This is a genomic window from Streptomyces sp. NPDC027962, from assembly GCF_055566095.1.
This window is the reverse complement of sequence record NZ_JBVHTA010000055.1, coordinates 1-22,585: the sequence shown is the minus strand read 5'-3', so window position 1 is coordinate 22,585 and position 22,585 is coordinate 1. Positions and strand designations below refer to the sequence as shown.

Below are 22,585 nucleotides of genomic sequence, written 5' to 3'. Positions count from 1 at the left end.
TGCTACCGCGCCGGCATCGGCGCCACCGCCCCCGGCGGGCTCAGCGCCTCGAACGCCCCCAGCAGCAGCGGATCCAGCGCATCCGCCGCCATCCGACCGGACGGTGCCGGCCGCCGCGGCCCGGCCGGCTCCCCGGCCCGCAGCAGCTCCAGGTACGCGGCCTGCGTCTCGGCCGACGGGTCGATGCCCAGCTCGTCCGCGAGGACCTCCCGCAGCTGCTGGTAGGCGCGCAGCGCGTCCGCCCGGTTGCCCGCCGCGGCGAGCGCCGTCATCCGGCACCGGTGGGCGCTCTCCCGGAACGGCGCACGGCGCACCGCCTCGTCGGCGTAGCGCACCGCGTGGTGTTCCGTGCCGAGCGCCGACGCCGACAGGCTCGCCAGTTCCAGCGACATCAGGCGCAGTTCGTCGACCCGTTCGCGCACGGAGTTGACCCACTCGCCCTCGTGCGCCGGCAGGAACGAGCCACGCAGATTGGACACCGCGCCGGCGGCGAGCTGGTGCGCCACCGCGTGCGCACTGTCGGCGAACGCCGTCCTTGCCTCGGCCAGCGCCGCCTCCGCGGCTTCCAGGTCGACCGCCGCGTCGTCCGGCAGCCGCAGTACGTACCGTCCGCTCTGTGCGATCAGTGGTGTCCCGCCCGGTTTCTGCAGCGGGCCGGTGAGATAGGCGCGGACCCGGCTCACGACACTGCGCAGCGCGGAGGCCCAGGTGTCGGGCAGCCCCTCCGGCCACACGGTGTCCGCGAGCTGGTCGCGGCTGGTTCCCGACGTACGCTCCAGAATCAGCCGGGCGAAGGCCACCTGGGCCTGAGCGCTCGACAGATGCTGGGGCGCCGTCCCGTCGTGTTCGATCGTGACAAGACCTACGAGTCTGATCAGCAACGCTGAGTCCCCCAAGACTTCGGCTGCACGCGGCACACACACGCGCGGGGGCGCGAATAAGGAAAAGGGAGGTCGCGAATACGCGCCCCGGCTTCGCAACCAGATCTCTGTTTCGTGCTCCCTTTCCAAGGATTCGACCGTACCGGCCAATTGTCGCCACATTCAACACTGGCTAAAAAACATACCCGCGGGAATAAGTGGGAACCAGCGGCTCCGGTATTTGTCTTTTGATCAAATCGCGATCAAATCTCGCCTCCGCAACGGCTGTTCACACACCTCAGCGGTGTTGTTGCGCCCACCTTGCGGGCCGGCGCCTAGAAAAGACGGCGCGCCTGGACAGACCCGAGAAGTGGATGAGGAGACGCACGTGAACGCATCCGGAGGATGGGAACGCCTCGAGCCGAAGCTGGCGGCGACGCGACGCCGCGTCCAGGCCCTCGAATGGGAACCCGAGCGCCGCAACAGCTTCGTCGCCTACACCGTCGAACGCGACAGCGCCTACGCCGACCTCGACGGCCGCCGCCTGCTGATGATGTCCGGCTACAGCTACCTGGGCCTGGCCGGCGACGAGCGTGTCGTCGCCGCCGCAAAGGCCGCCGTCGACCTCTACGGCACCGGCAACCACGGCGTGCGGGCCCTGGCCGGATCCATCCCGTTGCACGAGGAACTGGAGGCGGAGGTCGCCCGGTTCGCCGACCGCGAGGCCTCCATGGTCTTCGGCTCGGGCTACGCCGCCAACACCGGCACCGTCGGCGGCCTCGTCGGCCCCGGCGACACCGTGTTCATCGACAAGTACGACCACGCCTCCATCGTCGACGGCTGCCGCCTGTCGGGGGCCACCGTCACCCGCTTCCGCCACAACGACGTCGACCACCTCGACCGCCGGCTGCGGGCCGCGAGCCCCGACGGTGTGCGGCTCGTCATTGTCGACAGCGTCTACTCCATGGACGGCGACATCGCGCCGCTGCCCGAGCTGCGCAAGGTCTGCGACGAGCACAACGCCCTCCTCATGGTCGACGAGGCCCACGCGCTCGGCGTCATCGGCAAGACGGGCCGCGGCATCGAGGAGCACTTCGACCACAAGGCCCGGGTCGACGTCAAACTCGGCACCCTCTCCAAGGCGATCCCCTCCATGGGCGGCTGGATCGCGGGCCCCGCCGAGCTCATCGGCCATCTGCGCTACGCCGCACGGCCGTTCCTCTTCTCCGCCGCCCTCGGACCCGCCCAGGCCGCCGCCGCACTCGAGTCGCTGCGCATCCTGCAGCGCGAACCCGAACGCGTCGCCCACATCCAGCACCAGTCCGCCCGCCTGCGGAACATCATCAACGCGGAGGGCCTGCGCACCCAGGACAGCGAGACCGCGGTCCTGCCGCTCATCGCCGGCTCCGACGACGCGGCCTACGACCTGGCCACCACCTGCCGCAAGAACGGCGTCATCGGCCTGCCCGTGGTCACCCCCGCCGTCCCCAACGACCTGGCCCGGCTGCGGATCGCGGTCACCGCCCGCCACACCGAGGCCGACATCGACTTCGCGGCCCAGGCGTTCCTCGCCTCCGCCCGTGAATGCCGCATCATCCCGGCCTGAGAGGCCGGCGAAACGCACCCCAGGGGACACGCAACCCGGTGAAACGCAACCCGGGTGAACGCACCCCTGGGACACGAGAAACCCAGGGAAACGGAACGGGGAACCCCACCATGGCAACCTCCAGCCCGCCCCCGGTCGTGATCACCGGCATCGGCCTGGTCACACCGGCGGGCTGCACCCCCGACGCGCTGTGGGCGGCACTGCGCGCCGGCCGCTCCACCGCCGCCGAGCTCACCCACCTCGACCTCGCCCGCCACCGGGTACGGATCGGCTGCCGCGTCACCGGGCTCGACGACGTCGGCCTCGTCGGCGCCAAGGACGCCCGCCGGATGGACCCGTTCGCCCTGTACGGAACCACCGCCGCCCTCGCCGCCCACCGCGACGCGGGCGCCCCCGCACCCGACCCGGACCGCACCGCGATCGTGGTCGGCAACGCGGTCGGCGGGCGGGCCACCAGCGACCTGGAGTCCGCGCACTTCACCGAGCACGGCCCCCACCGCGTCAACCCGCTGATGCCGCTGATGACGATGCCCAACGCGGCCGCCGCCCAGATCGCCATGCGCCTTTCCTGGACCGGCCCCGCCACCACCATCGCCACCACCTGCGCCAGCGGCGCCGACGCCATCGGCCAGGCGATGCTGCTGCTGAAAACCCACCGCGCCGACGTCGTCATCGCCGGCGGCTGCGAGTCCACCCTCACCCCCGTCACCCTCGCCGGATTCGGCAACCTCAACGCCGTGTCCCTGCGCAACGACGAACCGGAGCGCGCCTCACGGCCCTTCGACGCCGACCGCGACGGGTTCGTGATGGGGGAGGGGGCCGGATTCGTCGTCCTGGAGCGCGCCGACGACGCCCGCGCCCGCGGCGCCCGCCCCTACGCCGAGGTCGCCGGCTACGGCGCCACCGCCGACGCCCACCACCTGTCGATGCCGCTGCCCGACGGCTCGGGCGCCGCCCGGGCCATGACGAGTGCCCTCGCCGACGCGGGCCTCACCCCCCGCGACATCGCCCACATCAACGCCCACGGCACCTCCACCCCCCACAACGACCGGGCCGAAGCCACCGCCCTGAACAAGGTGTTCGGCGCCGACAGCCCACCGGTGACCGCACCCAAGGGCGTCATCGGCCACCTCATCGGCGCCGCCGGCGCCGTCGAACTCATCGCCGCCACCCTCGCGATGCGCGCACGCGAAGTGCCGCCCACCGCCAACCACCAGCGCCTGGAGCCAGGATTGGACATCGACGTGGTCCACAGCAGCCCCCGCACCATCGCCTCCGGGCCCGCCCTGTCGAACTCCTTCGGCTTCGGCGGCCACAACGCCTCCCTGGTGGTGGTGCCGGTATGACGACCACCCCCGTCCCCGCGCGCACCGCCCAGCGCACCGCCTCGGCCCAGGAGATCGACGCCTACCGCACCGCCGTGCGCATGGGCCTGCCCGCCGCGCCCACGCCGCAGGCCTCACCCGTGCACACCTTCGTCCTCGCCCACGACCTGGCCGACAAGACGGTGCGCGCCCTCACCACCCCCGAGGAGACGTCCGTCGTCCACCTCGGCCAGGACATCCGCCTCGAGCGGCCCGTACGCGCCCGTGAACAGGTCACCGCCGCCCTCGACGTGCTGGGCGCCCGCCGCGAGCCGCGCGGCACCCGCATCGCCGTGCGCACCCGCCTCACCGGCGACGACGGCGTCGACTTCGCCGAACTGCTCACCCACGCCCTGCTCGTGGGCGCCAAGAACATCGAGCCGTTCGGCGACATACCCGCCGCGAGCGCCCCCGCCCCCACCGGACCCGTCGGCGAGCCGGCCACCGCCTGCCACACCCTCACCCCCGACACGATCCGCGCCTACGCCCACGCCTCCGGCGACCTCAACCCCATCCACCTCGACCCACAGGCCGCCCGCGCCGCCGGATTCGACACCGTCATCGCCCACGGCATGAGCGTCATCGCCCTGGCCTGCGAGGAGATCGCCGACCGGTACGCCGACGGCGACATCACCCGCATCCGCGCCGTCGGCGGCCGCTTCTCCGCCCCCGTAGCGCCGGGCGACCCCCTCGACATCACCCTCCAGCCCGACGCCGCCCGCACCACCGTGCGCTTCGCCTGCCGCACGGCCAACGGGCCCGCCGTCAAGAGCGGATGGGCGCAGCTGCGATGAGCGGCCCCACCGGCCTCGCCGCCGGCTTCCTCACCCAGGTGCGCCACCACCCCGATGCCCCCGCCCTGATCTGGCACGGCGAGCCCACCAGCTACCGCGCCCTGTACGAGGCGGCCGGCCGCGAACGCGAACGCCTCGCGGTCCTCGGCATCGCCCCCGGCGACCCGGTCGGCGTCCTCGCCCGCACCTCGCCCGCTGCCATCGCCCTGGTCCTGGCCTGCCTGCTCTCGAAGCGGCCGTTCCTGCTGCCGTCCCCGGCATTCGCCGGCACCCGGCTCGCCGACCTGTTCGCCCAGGCGGGCTGCGCCCGGGTGCTGACGCCCGCAGCCCCGGCAGGATCCGGAAAAGCGGCCCCGGCAGGCTCGGGACGGGCTGCTCGGGCGCCTGGGCAGCGGCGCCGGCGCATCCTGCCGTCGGCCACGGCCGCCGCCTTGCCCCGCCCGGACGGCGAGGCGGCCGCGTTCATGCTCACCACCTCCGGTGCCACCCTTGCGCCCACGATCGTTCCGCTGCGGCAGGCCGCCGTCGACCGCTTCACCGACTGGGCCACAGGCGCCTTCGGCATCGGCCCCGGCACCACCGTCCTGAGCCACGCGCCGCTCGACTCCGGCCGGTGCCTCCTCGACATCTGGACCACCCTCGCCGCCGGCGGCTGCGCCGTCCTCGCCGACCCCGACCTCGCCACGGACGGACACCACCTGCTCGACCTGGTCACCCGCCACGGCGTCCACGTCGTCCACGGCCTGCCGGCGCTCCACGGGCTGCTCGCCGACACCGCCCGCCGCACCGGCACCACCCTGCCCACCGTCCGCCACGCGATGTTCACCGGCGCCGCCCTGTCCGACCGCACCTTCGCCGAACTGCCGCACCTGTTCCCGTACGCACGCCTGCACAACCTCTACGGCTGCACCGAGACAGGCGACAGCTTCGTCCACGAGGTCGACACCAGGACCACCGTCTTCCCGCCCGTCCCCATCGGCCGGCCACTGCCGGGCGTGGCGGCCCTCGTCGTCGGCGCGAACGGCATGCCCGTCGACGGCCCCGGCCGCGGCGAACTGTACGTCTGCACGCCCTTCCAGTCGCCCGGTTACCTCGACCGCGGCCGTCACCGGGGCACGTTCACCCCCCACCCCCTGCACACCGACGACGGCCGCACCTGGTTCCGCACCGGCGACCTGGTACGCCGCGACGCCGACGGCCTGCTCCACCTGACCGGACGCGCCGAGCGCCCGGCCAGGTCCCCCGGCACGCGGCGGATCACCGGCCAACCCCGGCCCGCCCGCGCCACCCGACACGTCGAACGCGCCGCGCTCGACCGACGCAACGCACTGATCCCAGCCCAAGGAAGGACGTCATGAGCCACAACGACACCATCAAGAAGTTCGTCATCGAGGAGTTCCTGCCCGACCTTGGTGTCCACGAGCTTGCCGACGACCACGACCTGCTCTCCGACGGCGTCATCGACTCCCTCGGCGTGCTCAAGCTCATCGCCTGGGTCGAGGACCACTTCCAGCTCGCCGTCGGCGACGCCGACCTGGACCCCGACAACTTCCGCAGCGTGGGCGCCATCGACGCCTTCATCGCCGAAGCCCGCCAGGGGGTGACGAGCTAGCCATGCACTCCGCGCTCACCGGCCTGCTCGCGGGCGCCCCGGTGACCGAGCGCGAGACCTGGCGATCACTGTGGGACCGGCTCGGCGACGGCACGCTCGAAAAGGAGCAGGCCGTCGCCCTGCTGGCCTCCCTGACCACCAGCCTCCCCGGCCACCCGACCCTGCACGCCCTGCTCGAATCCCTGCGGGAACGAAGAACCACCGCCCCGCCCACCGCCTGGCCCGGCACCGTCAACATCGTCGGCACCGGCGGAGGACCCGCCACCTTCAACATCTCCACCGCCGCCGCCCTCGTCGCAGCCGCCGGCGGCGTACGGGTCGTCAAGACCGGCTCGCGCGCCTACACCTCCAGCCTCGGCTCGATCGACCTGCTCCAGCGCCTCGGCATCCGCCTCACCACCTCCTACACCCACACCGAGGAGATGCTCGAACGCCACGGCATCGCGTTCGCCGGCCCGTTCGTCTACCCGGCCGAACTGACCCGGCTGGCCCGCACGGTGGCCCCCCTCGGCATGAAACCCTTCGGCCGCTTCCTCAACGCCCTGGGCCCCTTCCTCGCCGACCTGCCCGTCACCGCCCAGGTCACCGGCGTCAGCGCCGCCATGCCGCTGCCCGACCTGCGCGAGCTGACCCGCGCCGACACCAGCGGCCGGCGGATCTGGCTGACCTCCAACAACGCCGGCGCCGACGAACTCCTCGGCTTCGCCGACAACACCGTCGACGTGAACGACGGCACCCGACTCACCCTGCGGCCCGGCGAACTCATCGACGCCGACGGCGGATTCGACGCCCTGCGCCCCGTCGCCCCCGAGCAGGCCACCGGCCACTTCCTCGCCGTCCTCGACGGCACCGCCCACCCGGCCGCCACCGCCACCGTGTGCCTCAACGCCGCCGCCCTGGCCCTCGCCGGCGGTTACCGCGACACCTGGCCGAGCGCGCTCGCCGCCGCCCGCGAGGCCATCGCCTCCGGCGCCGCCCGGGCCCTGGCCGACCGGCTGCGCACCGCGCCGCGCACCACCGCCAAGGCGGCGGCCGCCCCTGGCTGACCCGGCCGCACCGCGCCGCCGCATCCGCCGCGGCACCCACGTCGTCCCCGACAGCCGCCGGCTGCGGGGAGAAGGACACGCACGGCATGGCAGCCGGCCACGCCCGCTGTCCGCCCAGCCCGTGCGGCACCGCGCCGCACACGACCAGATCGGAGTTGACCATGATCATCCGCGACATCGAGGACGTGAAGACCGTCGACTGGGGCAACGGAGTCAGCCGCCGTTTCCTCCTCGCCTCCGACGGTGTCGGCTACTCGCTCACCGACACGGTCGTCCTGGCCGGCACCAAGTCCCGCCTCGAGTACCGCAACCACCTCGAGGCCTGCTACTGCATCGCCGGCTCCGGAGAAGTCATCGAACTCGACGGCACCTCCCACCCCATCACCCCGGGCCGCATGTACGCGCTCGACCAGCACGACGCCCACTACCTGGTGGCCAGCCCCCACGAGGACCTGCGGCTCGTGTGCGTCTTCAGCCCGGCCCTGCAGGGCGACGAGACCCACAGTCTCGACGAGCACGTCTCCTCCGCGTACTGACGCGCACACCGTGAAGGCGGTCCGAAGTGATCCGATGGAACACCGAACAGGCCGAGCTCCGCGAAGGCCTGGCACGGTGGGGTGAGGCGCTCAGCGCCGACCACATAGAACGGGACGAGCAGGCCACGTTCTCCTGGGACAAATGGAAGCTGATCCAGAAGACCGGCATCCTCGCCCTGCCCTTCGAGGAGGACCACGGCGGCCTCGGCCAGTCCCTCCTCACCACCATGTACGTCCTGGAAGGCCTCGGGGAGCACTGCCGCGACGCCGGCCTGAACTTCTCCGTCACCACCACCCTGGCCAGCACCGGCATCCCCCTCACCCGGTTCGGAACCCCCGAACAGAAAGAGAGGTACCTGCCGCAGATCTGCTCCGGCGAAGCGATCGGCGCGCACGCCATCACCGAGTCCGAAGGCGGCTCCGACGCCATGGCGATGACCACACGCGCCGAACGCGACGGCGACCACTTCGTCCTCACCGGCAGCAAGACGTTCGTCAGCAACGGACCCGTCGCCGACGTGATCGTCGTCTACGCGCGCACCCGGCCCGACGGCGGACCGCTCGGGGTCACCGCGTTCCTCGTGGACCGCGACACCCCCGGCCTGACCGTAGGCAAACCGATCAAGAAAATGGGCCTGCGGACCTCGCCGCTCAGCGAGCTGTACTTCGACGGCTGCCGCATCACCAAGGAGCGGGTCCTGGGCCGGGTCGGCGGCGGGTTCATCGTCCTCGACCACGTCATGAAACGGGAGATCCTCCTCTCCTTCGTCGTCAACGCCGGCGAGATGCAGCACCGGCTGGACCGCTGCCTCGCCTACGCCAAGACCCGCCGGTCCTTCGGCAAACCGATCGGCTCCTACCAGTCCGTCGCCAACAAGATCGTCGACGCCAAGATCGGGCTGGAAACAGCACGCAAATGGCTGTACGACACCGCGCAGCGCCTCGCCGACGGCGAGAACGTCACCACGGACCTGGCCATCGCCAAACTCCTCACCAGCCAGGCCAACGTGGCCAGTTCCCTGACCGCCGTACAGATCTTCGGCGGCCACGGCTACATGTCCGAGTACGGCCTCGAGCAGGACGTCCGCAACGCGGTCGGCGGCACGATCTACTCGGGCACCAACGAGATCCAGTACAACCGCATCGCCTCGATGCTGGGCCTCGGCGTATGAAACTCGGCACCCGCACCGGTGCACACGACGTGGGGGGCCACGGCCCCGCACGCCACCGCACCGACAGCCGCCGGAGGCGGGTGCGCCGCACCGCGGCGCACCCGGCGGCCCGGCCGGACCACCACCGCACGAGCCGGCCGCCGCCCCGGCGGCGGCGCGGCCCGCTCCACCGGCGCTGCGCCCCCGCTCCGGCCGGCCGGTCCACCCTGCCGTCCCGGCGGGCCACCGCACAGCACCATCCGCACGCGAAGGAGCACCCATGTCGTCCCGCTTCATCGAAGCCCTGCTGAGCGCCGAACGCCCCTTGGTCATGGAGGTCAAACGGCGTGACGCACACGGCATCGACCTCATGTCCGGCCGCACCCCCGCCGACATCGTCGCCGGCTACGAGGCCGCCGGCGCCCCCTGCATCTCGGTGGTGACCGGACGCTGGTTCGGCGGCACCCCCGACCTGCTGCGGGACGTCGCCCGCCTCACCGAACTCCCGCTGCTCCAGAAGGACTTCATCACCCGCCGCGACCAGCTCGAGACCGCGAAAACGCTCGGCGCCTCCGCAGTGCTGCTCACCGCGGCCCTGCTGCCCGCCTCCAGCATGCGCACCCTGGTCACCGCCGCCCTGCGCACCGGCCTGACCCCGTTCGTCGAGATCACCGGCGAGGGCGAACTCGGACACGTCCCGCACGCCGACGAATGCGTGATCGCCGTCAACAACAAGGACATCAAGGCCCGCGAACAGGACGCCGGCGACATCAACCGCAGCCTCACCCTGCTGCCCGCCGTGACCGCCGCCGGCACCCCCTGCCCGGTCAGCGCCAGCGCCATCGACACCCCGCAGACCGCCGCCCGGCTGCTGTCCGCCGGCTACAAGGGGCTGCTGATCGCCACCGCCCTGCTGCGCGCCGCCGACCTGCACGACTGGCCCACCACCAGCAGCGCCGCCCGCCATGCTCCGGCCGCCTGAACCACCGCCCGCCGCCCGTGCACCCGCCGCGTCCGCGCCCGTCCCGCCCGCCCGGCCGGACTCGGGCCCGGACGCGGCGGCGCGCGGCGCCGGGGGCGCCACCTGGCATCCGGACGGAACAGGCCCGGCGGCCGCACCGCCGCCCGCACACCTGACATCCCCCGCCGACAGGGGAGCGGACCCCCCAGGAGTGGCCCGCGAGCAGGACGACGACGGGGTGCGGATCGAGGAAATCACTCTCCAGGCCGGCTCCCTGCCGCTGTCCGCCCTCTACGCAACACCCGCCGGGGCCGCCGGGCCGCCGCGCGCCGTCGTCGTCGCCGTCCACGGACTCGGCATGCAGGCCCGCTACTTCCACGCCCCCGCCCACCGGGACCTGTCCCTGCTCACCCTCGCCGCCCGCCTCGGCCACCCCGTCCTCGCCCTCGACCGCCCCGGCTACGGCCGCCTGGCCGACCGCCTGCCCGACGGCCAGCCGCTCGCCGCACAGTCGCAGACCCTCCACCGGGCGCTGGCCGCGTTCGCCCGCGAACACCCCACCGGAGCCGGGTTCTTCCTCGTCGCCCACTCCTACGGCGGCAAACTCGCCCTGCACGCCGCGGCCGACGACACCGAGAGCACCCTCATCGGCCTGGACATCAACGGCCTCGGCGAGCAGTACGCCCCCGCCGCCCGCCACTTCCCCGCCACCCTCGGCGGCGGTGCAGCCGGCCTCAACTGGGGCCCGCTGGGCCTCTACCCGCCCGGCACCTTCCGTGCCGCCCGCGGCCTGATGGCCGCCACCCCCCACCGCGAGGAACACGACCCCGGCCCGCCCTGGCCGCTGCGCTACCGGCAGCTGGCCGGCCGCGTCCGGGTGCCCGTGCGCCTCACCTTCGCCGAACACGAGCAGTGGTGGCACACCGACGACGCCTCCCTCACGGCCATGGCCGCCCGCCTCACCGCCTCACCCCGCGTCCGCGTCGACCGCCAGGACGCGGCCGGCCACAACATCAGCCTCGGCTGGGCCGCCCGCCCCTACCACCTGCGCGCCCTCGCCTTCCTCGAGGAATGCCTGCACCGCTGAACCGCCGCCGTACACAACAGCGGTCCCGGCCCTCACTCCGGCATTGATCCAGGACAAGACGTTCAGCTGCGCCACTGTCCGGATCGGGTAGGCAACTGTTGATTCGGTTGTAGGCCACGGTGGGTCATAGGGTCCCCCACATGAGTGAGATGGCTGACGATTGGATCTCGACGGGTAGGGCCGCGAAGCGGCTTGGGGTGTCGACGCGGACGCTGCGGCGTTACACCTTCGAAGGTGTGTTGGAGGACCGGCGTTCGCCTGGCGGGCGGCGGGTCTTCCGTGTCGGGGACCTGGATGCGCTGTCCCGGCGCCGGGGCCGTCCTGCGCCGCCGCCGGCCGGCGGCGTGGTGCTCTACGGGCGGGTGTCCTCGCACCGGCAGCGGGCTGAGGGTGACCTGGACCGGCAGATGGCCCGGCTGCGGCAGGCTGCCGGGGACCGGATCGTGGTGGGAGAGTTCACCGACGTTGCCTCTGGGCTGTCGGACAAACGCAGGGGGCTGCGGCGTGCGCTGCGGGCATGTCAGGACGAGTCCGTGACCGTGCTGCTGGTGACGCATGACGAGCGGCTGGCCCGGTTCGGCACGGCGATGCTGGCGGAGGTGGTGTTGCCGTCGTGGGGGTGCCGGTTGGAGATCACCGGTGGAGATGAGGAGCTGGACGAGACGGGAGACGGGGATCTGGTGCGGGACATGCTCGCGGTCGTCACCAGCTTCTCCGGCCGCCTGTACGGATCCCGCTCGGCGAAGGCGCGGGCGTTGACACGGGCGGTCAAAACCACAGTCGGCGAAGGCGATTTGTAGGCCAGGATTGGACATATATAGTGTCGCGTTAGCGAGTTGAGAGGAGGCTGGCCAGTGACCGCCAAGCGCACGAAGAACAGGCGCAAGCTGCGTATCCTGGCTGCCCCTTTCACCGTCGCGGCACCCACAGGTGCCCGTATCCGTGACCGTCTGCGCCTGGCACCCGCCGATGAGAAGGTTCTGCGGGCCGTCGGCGACCACCTGGGCCACCATGCCCGCGCTGATCTGGCGGAGCGGGTGCGGATCGGGAACGTCAAGGCCAACAAGACCCAGCGGGCGGAGCGTAAGCGGGGGCTGACGAAGCACTCGTCTTCCCGGTGGGCCGGTGCCATCACCCGCGTATCCGAAGACCAGTACAAGCTCTCCTTGCGCTGCCTGTTCGACGAGCGGACTGCTCTGCGCCGTGCCCTCCGGAAGATCGGCAAGCGTCTCGCGGTGCCGTGCGGGCAGCGTAAAGGCAAGGTGCGCGGCTATCCGGACCGACACGAACGCGCCCAGAAGCAGCGCCGGTTGCAGGTGCTGACCGCACGCCTGACCGCCGTCGAGCAGCGCATCGAGGAAGGCCGCCCCGCTGTCGTGGTCGGCGGCCGGAGGCTGGCGAAGACCCGCCACCATCTTGCTGACGCCAGACTCAGCGAGCAGCAGTGGCGGCAGCAGTGGGACGCCAACAGGCTGTTCCTCACCGCCGATGGTGAGTCCAGCGCACCGCACGGCAACTACACGATCACCGTCGACCCGTCCGATGACTCGGTGTCGATCCTGCTGCCCGAACCGCTGCGACATCTCGCGAACGCCCCCAGGGGCCGCTACCGGCTCGCCTGCACCGTGGCCTTCTCCCACCGCCGCGGCGAGTGGCTGGACCGCGTGAGCGCGAACCGGGCGGTGCGCTACGACATCACCCACGATCCCGTTCGCGGACGCTGGTACCTCGATGCCTCCTGGTCGGCTGACACCGCTGCCCTCCCCGCCCCGGACGAGATCGCCGCGTTGGGTGCACGCATGCTCGGTGTGGACCTCAACGCCGACCACTTGGCCGCCTACGTCCTCGATCCGTACGGCAACCCGGTCGGCGAGCCGATCACCGTGCCACTGGAGATGACCGGTCCCGCCTCCCAACGCGACGGCAGGTTGCGGGCCGCGATCAGTCAACTCCTGGTCATCGCCCGCGCCAACGACTGCGCCGGCATCGCGATCGAAAACCTGGGCTTCGACGACGCCCGTGCGGCCGGCCGCGAGACGATGGGGCGCGGCAAGCGCGGCAGGACCTTTCGCCGCACCGTCGCCGCAATCCCCACCGCACGCTTCCGCGAACGACTGCGCAACATGGCCTTCCACGCCGGACTCCTCGTCATCGCAGTCGACCCGGCATACACCAGCATCTGGGGCGAGAGGTACTGGAAAGCCCCGGTCCAGCAGCAGACCAGGACCAGCGTCACTCGGCACCACGGTGCCGCTGTGGCGATCGGCAGACGTGGCCTGGGCCACAGGATTCGGCGTCGGCCAGGTGTGACCGCCCGCGACCAGAGGATCGCGGCGCGGAGAGCTACCGGCCAGGCCGTATTCGTTCCCAGGCCACGCGGGACCGCGAGCCCACCCCGGACCACAGGCGCACCCAACCAGGGCGGTAAGACCTGCTGGGGCCAAGGTGACCAGCTCGCGCTGTTCCCAGATCCTCAAGACCGTTCGGAGGATCACCGGACTACCAGTCCGAAATCATGCGATGCGGCCAGCACTGGCCAACTCGCTTAGGAACGGTGACATCCTCCGTATGGACGGACGAGGACGGCCGGCCGCCGGCCAGTGCCGAGAGCCTGTGACCGCCCGGGGAGGGCGGCTGTCCGACCGCTTTCCCGCGGCCCGCTGCCCTCCCGGCTGACCGAGGAGGACCTCGACTTCTACGCGGGCGAGTTCGAGCGCGGGGGCCCGACCGGGCCGCTCAACCGCTACCGCAATGTCGACCGGGACTGGGCGGATCTCGCGGCCTGGGACGGGACACCGGGCCCCGGCCCGCCACCGCGGGCAAGGCATCCGCCGCAGGCGCCCCGCCCCTGACCGCCGGCGCGGCGGAGGGCCGGGACGGGCGGCGCCGGCCCCCGCGGGGGCGAAAGCCCCTCAGCTCATCGGGGTTGCCGGCCGGCGTCGGGCGGCCGTCCCGTCGGCGCGGCCCCCGGGACGGCCGGTGCCTCAGGGGCGGGCGTGACCGGGCCTGCCGTCCCCGAGCAGGACACCGTTCTCCGCCGCCATGAGGATGGCGTCGGCCTGCTCCTGGGTGAGCTTCCCCTCGGACACCGCCTTCTTGAGACGCTCCGACAACCGCTTCTCGCGCTCCGTCTTGCGCTCCTGCTGCTTCTCGCTCCGGACCTTCTCCAGCGCGGTCTTCACCTTGTCCTCGGACACGCCCAGTTCCTTCGCAAGGGCGGCGGCCAGTTCGTCCTGCCGCTTCTCCAGGCGGTCCTGCCCGCGCTCGCGGCGGTCCTCCCGTTGATCCCCCTTGCCACCGGAAGACGCGGTCGGCCCCGTCACGGTTGCCGGGCCGCTGTCCTCCGCCAGGGCCACGGCCGGGAACAACAACCCCACGCTCGCGACTCCTGCGAGGGCAAGACCCACTCGGGCTCTCTTGGTCGCCATCGAACACTCCTCCGGTCCGGAATCTGTGACGTGATCGAGGATGGGGCGCCAGGCTGTGCCGAATGTGGGAACAGCATGAGAATCCCCTGTGAACCCGTGCCGTGCCGTCCCGGGGCCGGACCGTCGTACACGGACGGTTCCGGGCGCTCCTGGTCTAAAAAGGAAAGGAGAGAAGGCGAACGATTCGTCTGCACTGACACTCACGTCGTTCGTGCTCCGGTGACACACACCTCTTGATGCGCGCGCCGGTGTGGTCATGCGGCAGAGACGCATACCCGGCTCCGGTTCAGACCCGACACCAGGACCGTACCTGCGCTCGCCGGCCCGTACACACAGGCGGCCCCACCGCCCAGGCGGTGGGGCCTTCTGAATGGCCGGCACAGGCCGGAAGCCCGAAGGAGGGGCCACCGCCGTGGGGGCCGGTCAGGACGACGCGATCCGGCTCACCAGCTGATCCCGCATCCGCGCCGGGATCCCCGGCGCGAACTGCCGCAGGTAGTGCGCCAGATGACGGTCGGTGTTCACCAGGAACGGCAGATCGAACACCAGCAGCCGGCGCACCGCCAGCAGTGGAACCGGCGAACGCAACGGCCGGAACTCCTCGTTCCACAGGCCCGGCTCCGCACACACCGGATGGAACTGGCCGATCATCAGCCCCTCGGCGACGAACTCGTCCTTGGCCGCCCGCTGCAGAGCATCCAGCGGCGCCGAGTCCTGTGCATCCAGGTGAGGCAGGACCATCAGCAGAGTCAGCAGCTCCCGGTCCTCCGCCTCCAGATCCACCGACAACTTCTCGTACCAGACCCGCAGATGCGCCACCGCGTCCGCCAGATCCGCCGCACCGCCCGCCGCGGGCACCGCCAGCAGGAACAGCTCGCGGCGCAGCGACGGCTGCGTGTACGGGCACACCGGCCCGCTGCGGCCCAGCAGCGGATGGCCGCTCACCAGGAACTCACGGCTCCACTCCAGCACCCGCCGCAGCGGCCCCGCCTGCCCGTCGGGTACTTGCCCGCGCTCCACCTCGTCGGCCGAGAAGATCCGCAGCGTCTCGTCGCCCCTCACCGTGGATCCCTCCACAGCGGGCGCAGTGAGGGCCCCTTGCCCGGTAAGGCGATCGGATCCCCGAAGGGCGTGAAGCCGTGCCGCAGGCACGACTTCTCACCACCGGGAGAGCTGGCCTCCGCATACGTACCCACGCCCTGCTCGTCGGCGAGCGCGGTCATCTCGCCCACCAGGGCCGCCATCACACCCGCGCCGCGCGCCGGGCCGCACACCGCGCCGAACGCCAGGTAGTAGTGCGGCCGGTCCACCGGATGGCGCTCGGCCTGCGCGGCGCCGATCGCGGCCAGCCGGGCCGCGTCCTCGCCCAGCACCTGTTCGAACTGCCGTGCGTAACGCTCGCCCTGCCGCTCGGTCTCCTCAAAGCCGCCGGGCGGCAGGAAGGTCAGCACCGCGTCCAAGGCGGCCGTGGTGCGCACCGCGTCGAACGCGAACGACATGGAGAGCACCACCTTGAAGAAACCGGGCAGCAGCTGCGCCCGCCGCGTGTCGTCGGGAGTGATCCAGCGGGTCAGCGGATCGTCGAAGAAGGCATCGGCCAGCAAAGCGGCCAGCACATCGGTCTCGGCCCGCGACGCGGACCGGCCGATGCCGGGCGCCGCCGGGACTGTGAACGAGGACAAGGGACCCATCCCTCCAAAAAGAACGGCGCCGGCCGTCCGCGCCCCGGGACCCGACTACTGCCCCCCGGCGGCCAGGGCGGCCAACTGCTCCACCCTGGCGTGGAGCCGGTCGAGATGGAGCTCGGCCTCCGGCTTGATCAGAACACTGCGCATCACCCGTGCCGCACCGGCGTCCCGCACCACATGGGGCAGACGCCGGGCGAACGCGTCGGCGTCCGCGCGCAGCACGCTCAGGAACACCGGATCCTCGGCCGCGTACATGCCCTCGTGCAGCATCCGCTCGCAGGCCGCGTCGGCGGCCGCAAGCGACATGGGCCGCACCGCGGGCAGATACGTGACGATGTCGAGGTCCGGCCGCTGGTACAGCTCCAGCACCTCGGAGGCGTCCAGCAGATCGGCCCAGCCGAGCGCGGCGCGGCGGCTCGCGGCGAGCATCTCGCCGAAACCGTCCCGGCTCAGCGGCAGCAGCTGCAGCGTCAGCCACAGACCCGCCGCCGCCGCTCCCGCCCGCGAGCACTCCAGACTGATCTCGCCCAGGTGCTGCTCGGCCTGCGTGAAGTAGGTATAGGGGGAGTCGTGCGCGAAATGCCGCCCGGCCCCCGGATCGTTGAACAGCACCGCCCCGCAGCCGTACGGCTGCAGCCCGTGCTTGTGCGGGTCGACCACCACCGAGTCGCACTCGGCCACCGCCCGCCACGGCCGTACGTCCAGGCCCTCCGGCCGCTCGGAGCGGCCCAGCAGCGCGTAGAAGCCGCCGTAGGCCGCGTCCACATGGACCCGGGCCCCGTGGCGGCGCGCCATCGGCAGCACCTCGTGCACCGCGTCGACCGCGCCCAGGCCCGTCGTCCCCAGCGTCACCACCACCGTGCCGACCCGGCCCGTCGCCAGCAGCCGCTCCAGCGCCTCGAGTTCGATCCGGCCCTCGCCGTCGGCCGGCACCCGGTGGCCCTCCATGCCCAGCACATGGCACATCCGCTCGTGCGTGTAATGGCTCTCGGAGCTGTAGGCCACACCCCTCCCCGGATGGGACTGGCGCGCCACATACAGCGCCTCCAGGTTCGCCATCGTGCCGCTGGTCGTCAGATGGCCCAGCGGCCGCACCAGACCGAACATCGCCCCGAGCGCGGCGACGCACTCCCGTTCCATCTCGGTGGTCGCCGGACCGCCCTCCGCGGCGTGGTTGTTGGGGTTGAACAGCATCGCCGTCGCATAGCCGACCACGGCCGCCGGATGCGGCGGCTTGACCATCTGGCCCGCGTAGACGGGGTGGAAGAACGGATAGTTGTCGTCCAGGCGCTTGGCGAACCGTTCGAAGACCGGCGCGAACGCCGCATCGTCGACCTGGTGGCTGGGATGGGCCGTGAACGGACCGAACCGCTCGCCGAACCGCTCCACGACATCCACCGCACGCGGAAGCCAGTAACGAAGATCCACGACAACTGTCCTCCCAGGCGGCACAACCGACGCACCAGGTATACGGACAGCGGCGCAACACCCCCGCAATGCCACGCCCCCGGCGCAACGCCACGCCTGCCGCGCCCATCCCGCCATGCCGGGCCATCCGCATGCCGGGCCCATCCCGCACCTGCCCCGCGATGCCGCACCCGCCTGCGCGCCGGGCCCATCCCGCCCGCAGGGCACCCCGCGACCCCCGCCCGCCGGGCCCCAGCGCCGTGCGAGCCGGCCGTGCTGCACTCACCGGGCCCGCACCCTGCCCTCAAGGAGAAGACCATGGTCACCCGCCGTCGCGTGCTCGGCGCAGCCCTCGCCACCACCGGAGCCTCGCTGTTCACCGCAGCCGCCCTCACCCCGCTGCTCCAGGCACGCAGCGCCCAGGCCGGCCCCCGCGCCGCGAACGCACCCCGCTTCGCCGTTCCGCTGCCCCAGCCGCCCGTCCTCGCCCCCGTCTCCACCCGCGGCGGCAAGGACACCTACGCCCTGACCCTGCGCCGTGTCCGCAAGGAGATACTCCCCGGCGTCAGCACCGAGGTCCTCACCTACAACGGCCACTTCCCAGGCCCCACCATCAAAGCCAGATCCGGCCGGCCGGTCGTCGTCCGCCACCGCAACGCCCTCGACACCCCGGCCTCCGTCCACCTGCACGGCGCCTCGGTGCCGCCCGGCGACGACGGCGCCCCCATGGACACCTTCGCCCCCGGCACCACCCGCACCTACACCTACCCCAACCGGCAGCCGCACGCCTCACTCTGGTACCACGACCACGCCCACCACCACGAGTCCGAACACGTCTACCGCGGCCTGTCCGGCTCCTACCTGCTCACCGACGACACCGAACGGTCCCTGCCGCTGCCCGCCGGCGCCCACGACATCCCCATCGCCCTGCGCGACGCCCGCTTCGACGAGGAGGGCCGGCTCGTCTACGAGATGGACGACGCACTGGGCCGCACCACCCTCCTCGCCAACGGCAAGCCCTACCCCTACCTCGAGGTCGCCGCCCGCAAGTACCGCTTCCGGCTGCTGAACTCCTCCAACCTGCGCTTCTTCCGCCTGCGGCTCGCCGACGGCAGCACCTTCACGCAGATCGGCTCCGACGGCGGCCTGCTGCCCGCCCCGGCGACCACCGACGAGCTGTGGCTCTCACCCGCCGAACGGGCCGACATCGTCATCGACTTCTCCCGCTACCGGGTGGGCACCCGGCTGGTCCTGGAGAACACCCTGGGACCCGGCAGCCCCGAACAGGTCGGCCAGGTCCTGCGCTTCGACGTGGTGCGCACCGCGCCCGACCCGAGCCGTATCCCGTCCGTGCTGCGCACGCTGCCGCCCCTGCCCGCCGCGAGCGTCGAGCGCTCCTTCGACGTGCGCATGAGCGACGAGAGCGGCGCCCCCGGCGCCCAGGGCCTGATCAACGGCAAGGTGTTCGACCACGACCGCATCGACACCCGCATCCGCCACGGGGCCGGCGAGATCTGGACCGTCACCAACCCCAACACCCTCGTCCCGCACAACTTCCACCTGCACCTGGTGCAGTTCAGGGTCCTCGAGCGCAACGGGCAGGCCCCCGACGCCTCCGAGTCCGGCCTCAAGGACACGGTGCGGCTGCTGCCCGGCGAGACCGTACGGCTGCACGCCACGTTCGACACCTACCGCGGCACCTACGTCTACCACTGCCACCTGCTCGACCACTCCGCGATGGGCATGATGGCCCAGATGCGCATCAGCTGACGGCGCCCGGCGGCCGCCTCCGCAGCCCGGCGGCGGCCACCAGCGCCAGCCCCGCGAACACCGCGCCCGTGGCGAACCCGCCCGCCATGCCCGCCCCGTGCGCGGCAACCGTCACCAGCGTCACCAGACCGACCGAACCCCCCACACTCTGCACCGCGTTCAGCACACCCGCCGCGGCCCCCGCCTCACCGGGCCGCAGCGACGAGGTCGCCAGTACCGTCGGCGGCAGCACACTGCACGCCATTCCCGCTCCCAGCAGCACCAGCGCCGGGAACACCGCCACCGCGTACCGCCCCTGCGCACCCACGGCCAGCCACACATCGGCGCACCCCAGCAGAGTCGCCCCCACGGCCAGCATCCGCCGCGCACCCCAGCGCCCCAGCAGCCGCGGGCACACGCTCGCGGTCAGCGCCATCGTCACCGGCAGCGGCAGCAGCGCGAACGCCGCCGCCAGCGCCGGCCAGCCGCGCTCCGCCTGGAAGAACTGGTTGAGGAAGAAGTACGTGCCGATCAAAGCGCCCGGAACCGCCAGCGTCGCCGCATACGCCAGCAGCCGGTCCCGGTCGGCGAACAGCGCGGGCGCCACGATCGGCTGCCGGGCACGGCGCTCGATCCCCGCGAACACCGCCAGCAGCACCAGCCCCGCCAGCACACTGCCCACCACCGTCACATCACCCAGCGGCCGTTCCGCGGCCCGCGCGAGCCCGAACACCAGCGCCGCCGCCCCCAGCGCCGACACCAGAGCCCCGGCCGCATCGAAACGGCCCCGGGCACGCGGCGTCTCGGCGAGCACGAACGGCGCGGCCGCCACGATCGCCACCCCCAGAGGCACATCCAGATACACCACCCACCGCCAGGATCTGAGCGAGGTCAGCGCCCCCGCCAGCAGCAGCCCGCCCGCCGTGCTGAGCGCCCCGACCGCCGTGCACACCGCGATCGCCCGGGTCCGGGACGGGCCCTGGGGAAACATGCTCAGCAGCAGCGCCAGACCGCTGGGGGCGGCCAGCGCGGCGCCCGCACCCTGCACCGCCCGCACCGCGATCAGCATCTCGCCCGACGAGGCCGCCCCGCGCAGCGCCGCGGCCGCCGTGAACAGCGACACCCCGGCCATGAACACCCGGCGGCGGCCCAGAAGGTCACCGGCCCGGCCGCCGAGCAGCAGCAGCCCGCCGAACACCAGCGAAAAGGCGGTGACCACCCACGAGGCGCCCACGGCCGTCAGGCCGAGGTCCGCACGCATGCCGGGCAGCGCGATGTTCACGATCGGGTCGTCGAGCTGGATCATCGCGTTGCATCCGGCGATCACCGCGAGCGCGGCGGCGGGCCGCCCAGCCCGCCCCGGCCCGCCGGCCGGCGCGGCCGCCGGCCGGGCCGGCTTGTCGAAGAGCTGCGCGGTCAAGACGGCCTCCTCCGAAGCATGGCGGCGCGGACAGCGCCCCGCGCACGCTCTCAGCGACCGCTCGAGAAACCGTCGAAACCCGCTCGCCCCCGCCGCCCCCACCGGCCTGCGGCGCACAGCCTTTTGCGCGTGCCCGCCGCTCCCTGCCGCCTCGAGACCGCGTCCAGCCCCACTCGTAAAACCTGCCCGCGCACCCGTCCCCGCCCTAGGCTCCCGACGCTTGCGCGCATCGGCCCGGCACCGTTCGCGAGCTTCGTGAGCGTCGGACACGACCACAGTGAGGACGACCCCGATGACTGCCAACCCGTACCACCAGTACGGCCCCGTGAACCCGTACGCGCCCGTGCCGCCCCCGCCCGCCCCCGCGCCGAGCAGGTCGACCGGCATCCTGCTGGTGCTCTCGACCATCACCATGGGGCTGATGTCCGGGCTGTTCTTCACCTTCGACGTGTCGATCATGCCGGGCCTGGCCGGCACCCCCGACCGGGTCTACGTCGAGGCGATGCAGAACTTCAACCAACTCATCGACAGCAGCGGCCTGTTCGCCCTCGTCTTCATCGCCGCGTTCATCGCCACCACCACCGCCGCCGTCATCGAATACCGCCGCGGCCGCCGCTCACCGGCCCTGTGGGCCGCGATCGCCGCGTCCCTCTACCTGGTGGCGCTGCTCATCACGTTCTCCGTCAACATCCCCCTGAACAACGAGCTCGCCCAGCTCGGCGACCCGTCCAAGGTGAGCGACTTCTCCCTCGTCGACAAGTTCAAGGGCATCTGGGAGACCACCAACATCATGCGCACCCTGCTGTGCACGGCGGCCCTGGGCTGCCTGGCCCACTGCCTGAAACTCCACGGCCGCGCGACCCCTGCCCGCCCGGCCGCAGGCCCGCCCGCGATGCCGCCGCACGCGCCGCGCACCGCCTGACGGCGCCGCGCCCGCAACACACGGCCCCGGCGGGTCACCCCGCCGGGCGTTGGGGCCGCTGCGCGCAGGGGCCGTTCATCGGCCGTACGGGCGTCAACGGCACCCGGCAGAGGCGCCGTTGGCCGCGGCGGCCGCCGGTGATCCGATCACGCTGCTCCGCCTGGTCGCTGCCGCGGTCGCTGACCTTCGGCCCCGACAGGGTGCAGCAGTGCGCCCACTCGGGCCCGGCAAGTGCCGTGAGCTCATTCGACGGAGAGCCCGTCACCGGTGCGGCGATTGCCAGGAGGGGGCGGGCACGCACCGTAGGGTGGCCTCGTGTTCAATCGGCTCACGATGCGCGTGCTGCCGCCGGGACCCCGGTACACAGCCCAGCTACGACTCTGGGTCGACGGGCGTGACCTGGTGGAAGAGACGCTCGGACAGGGGGGCCGCGGGCCGTATGCGAAGTGGGCACTGCCTGCGGACCGGCCCAGCCCGCTTTCCGCGACCAGCGAAGGCCAACGTGTCGGATTGGGCGAGCCGGACTGTACCGGCGGCTGCTGCGGCTACTTGTCCGTGTTCGTGCAGCGCAGCGGTGGCGTGGTCGAGTGGTCCGACTGGCAGGTGCCGTACCCAGAGGTGCCGCCGCCGGCGCTTCACTTCGATGCCGAACAGTACGACGCCGAACTGGCCCGTGCTGCGGCAGACCGCTGGTGGGAGATCTACCTCTGATCTTGCGCAGTGCTCCGCCCTTCAGAGGGGGGTGGAGGCCGTCCTTGGGCCGGAGGCGCGGAGCGCCGGAGGGCTCTGCCCCCCCGTGGTGACGGTCAGACGGGGCGCTGCTGGTTCTCGATGTACTGCTTGACAACGGTCAGGGGTGGGTCATGTCCCCTGTGGTGGTGTAGCCGGACCGATCTGATCGTTGTTGGGGTAGATCTTGTCCATGCTGCCTTCGGGGAGGTAGCGGCGGGGGAA

Annotated in this window: 21 protein-coding genes and 1 pseudogene; 16 read left to right on the top strand and 6 right to left on the bottom strand. The window is 72.3% G+C overall.

Annotation, left to right across the window (positions count from 1 at the left end):
* Positions 1-2: 2 nt before the first annotated feature.
* Positions 3-881 (bottom strand): AfsR/SARP family transcriptional regulator, encoded by an 879-nt coding sequence (locus ACZ4SA_RS33335; RefSeq protein ID WP_468281648.1) that lies wholly within the window; start codon positions 879-881, stop codon positions 3-5.
* Positions 882-1,248: 367 nt separating this feature from the next.
* On the opposite strand from ACZ4SA_RS33335, the gene ACZ4SA_RS33330 reads away from it, so the two are divergent.
* From ACZ4SA_RS33330 to ACZ4SA_RS33270, 13 genes and pseudogenes are all read left to right on the top strand, one after another.
* Positions 1,249-2,466 (top strand): aminotransferase class I/II-fold pyridoxal phosphate-dependent enzyme, encoded by a 1,218-nt coding sequence (locus ACZ4SA_RS33330; RefSeq protein ID WP_468281647.1) that lies wholly within the window; start codon positions 1,249-1,251, stop codon positions 2,464-2,466.
* 110 nt (positions 2,467-2,576) lie between these two features.
* On the top strand, positions 2,577-3,812 hold the full coding sequence (locus tag ACZ4SA_RS33325; RefSeq protein ID WP_468281646.1) for a beta-ketoacyl-[acyl-carrier-protein] synthase family protein: 1,236 nt from the start codon (positions 2,577-2,579) through the stop codon (positions 3,810-3,812).
* A complete protein-coding gene (locus ACZ4SA_RS33320) occupies positions 3,809-4,624 on the top strand; it encodes a MaoC/PaaZ C-terminal domain-containing protein (RefSeq protein WP_468281645.1) in 816 nt (271 codons plus the stop codon). The genes ACZ4SA_RS33325 and ACZ4SA_RS33320 overlap by 4 nt, the downstream gene beginning before the upstream one ends.
* Positions 4,621-5,982 carry an AMP-binding protein gene (locus ACZ4SA_RS33315; RefSeq protein WP_468281644.1) on the top strand — a complete coding sequence of 454 codons (1,362 nt, stop codon included), beginning with the start codon at positions 4,621-4,623 and terminating at the stop codon, positions 5,980-5,982. The genes ACZ4SA_RS33320 and ACZ4SA_RS33315 overlap by 4 nt, the downstream gene beginning before the upstream one ends.
* Positions 5,979-6,236, top strand: coding sequence for a phosphopantetheine-binding protein (locus tag ACZ4SA_RS33310; RefSeq protein ID WP_468281643.1), 258 nt, complete (start codon positions 5,979-5,981; stop codon positions 6,234-6,236). Before ACZ4SA_RS33315 ends, ACZ4SA_RS33310 begins: the two co-directional genes overlap by 4 nt.
* A gap of 2 nt (positions 6,237-6,238) precedes the next feature.
* Positions 6,239-7,282 (top strand): hypothetical protein, encoded by a 1,044-nt coding sequence (locus tag ACZ4SA_RS33305; protein WP_468281642.1) that lies wholly within the window; start codon positions 6,239-6,241, stop codon positions 7,280-7,282.
* Positions 7,283-7,443: 161 nt separating this feature from the next.
* Entirely contained in the window at positions 7,444-7,818 is a 375-nt protein-coding gene (locus ACZ4SA_RS33300; protein ID WP_159682262.1) for an ectoine synthase, read from the top strand.
* Between the two features lie 26 nt (positions 7,819-7,844).
* The gene (locus tag ACZ4SA_RS33295; protein WP_468281641.1) at positions 7,845-8,990 is read left to right on the top strand and encodes an acyl-CoA dehydrogenase family protein; all 1,146 of its coding nucleotides are present in this window, start codon (positions 7,845-7,847) and stop codon (positions 8,988-8,990) included.
* A 259-nt stretch (positions 8,991-9,249) separates the two neighbouring features.
* Positions 9,250-9,951, top strand: coding sequence for a beta/alpha barrel domain-containing protein (locus ACZ4SA_RS33290; protein ID WP_468281640.1), 702 nt, complete (start codon positions 9,250-9,252; stop codon positions 9,949-9,951).
* A 190-nt stretch (positions 9,952-10,141) separates the two neighbouring features.
* Positions 10,142-11,017, top strand: coding sequence for an alpha/beta fold hydrolase (locus ACZ4SA_RS33285; RefSeq protein WP_468281639.1), 876 nt, complete (start codon positions 10,142-10,144; stop codon positions 11,015-11,017).
* A 140-nt stretch (positions 11,018-11,157) separates the two neighbouring features.
* Positions 11,158-11,817: an IS607 family transposase gene (locus ACZ4SA_RS33280; RefSeq protein ID WP_468281638.1), complete on the top strand. Its 660-nt coding sequence runs from the start codon at positions 11,158-11,160 to the stop codon at positions 11,815-11,817.
* 54 nt (positions 11,818-11,871) lie between these two features.
* Positions 11,872-13,566, top strand: coding sequence for a nuclease/transposase family protein (locus ACZ4SA_RS33275; protein ID WP_468281637.1), 1,695 nt, complete (start codon positions 11,872-11,874; stop codon positions 13,564-13,566).
* A 76-nt stretch (positions 13,567-13,642) separates the two neighbouring features.
* Positions 13,643-13,815 (top strand): annotated as a pseudogene (locus tag ACZ4SA_RS33270) (alpha/beta hydrolase); the annotation flags it as partial.
* 186 nt (positions 13,816-14,001) lie between these two features.
* Here ACZ4SA_RS33270 and ACZ4SA_RS33265 read toward each other — a convergent pair.
* The 4 genes from ACZ4SA_RS33265 to ACZ4SA_RS33250 form a co-directional block, all read right to left on the bottom strand.
* Complete coding sequence (locus ACZ4SA_RS33265; protein WP_468281636.1) at positions 14,002-14,445, bottom strand: hypothetical protein; 444 nt, start codon at positions 14,443-14,445, stop codon at positions 14,002-14,004.
* A 423-nt stretch (positions 14,446-14,868) separates the two neighbouring features.
* Positions 14,869-15,507, bottom strand: a complete 639-nt coding sequence (locus ACZ4SA_RS33260; protein WP_468281635.1) for a DUF6875 domain-containing protein — start codon at positions 15,505-15,507, stop codon at positions 14,869-14,871.
* Positions 15,504-16,136 (bottom strand): hypothetical protein, encoded by a 633-nt coding sequence (locus tag ACZ4SA_RS33255; protein ID WP_468281634.1) that lies wholly within the window; start codon positions 16,134-16,136, stop codon positions 15,504-15,506. Before ACZ4SA_RS33255 ends, ACZ4SA_RS33260 begins: the two co-directional genes overlap by 4 nt.
* Before the next feature lie 45 nt (positions 16,137-16,181).
* Positions 16,182-17,561 (bottom strand): pyridoxal phosphate-dependent decarboxylase family protein, encoded by a 1,380-nt coding sequence (locus ACZ4SA_RS33250; protein ID WP_468281633.1) that lies wholly within the window; start codon positions 17,559-17,561, stop codon positions 16,182-16,184.
* Between the two features lie 297 nt (positions 17,562-17,858).
* Between ACZ4SA_RS33250 and ACZ4SA_RS33245 the strand changes: the two genes are divergently transcribed.
* Positions 17,859-19,310 (top strand): multicopper oxidase family protein, encoded by a 1,452-nt coding sequence (locus ACZ4SA_RS33245; protein WP_468281632.1) that lies wholly within the window; start codon positions 17,859-17,861, stop codon positions 19,308-19,310.
* Here the strand turns inward: ACZ4SA_RS33245 and ACZ4SA_RS33240 are convergent.
* Positions 19,303-20,709: an MFS transporter gene (locus ACZ4SA_RS33240; RefSeq protein ID WP_468281631.1), complete on the bottom strand. Its 1,407-nt coding sequence runs from the start codon at positions 20,707-20,709 to the stop codon at positions 19,303-19,305. The two genes, ACZ4SA_RS33245 and ACZ4SA_RS33240, sit on opposite strands and share 8 nt — an antisense overlap.
* Before the next feature lie 292 nt (positions 20,710-21,001).
* Between ACZ4SA_RS33240 and ACZ4SA_RS33235 the strand changes: the two genes are divergently transcribed.
* Together ACZ4SA_RS33235 and ACZ4SA_RS33230 are read left to right on the top strand one after the other, a co-directional pair.
* A complete protein-coding gene (locus ACZ4SA_RS33235; RefSeq protein WP_468281630.1) occupies positions 21,002-21,631 on the top strand; it encodes an anthrone oxygenase family protein in 630 nt (209 codons plus the stop codon).
* Between the two features lie 315 nt (positions 21,632-21,946).
* The gene (locus ACZ4SA_RS33230; protein ID WP_468281629.1) at positions 21,947-22,342 is read left to right on the top strand and encodes a hypothetical protein; all 396 of its coding nucleotides are present in this window, start codon (positions 21,947-21,949) and stop codon (positions 22,340-22,342) included.
* Positions 22,343-22,585 lie beyond the last annotated feature (243 nt).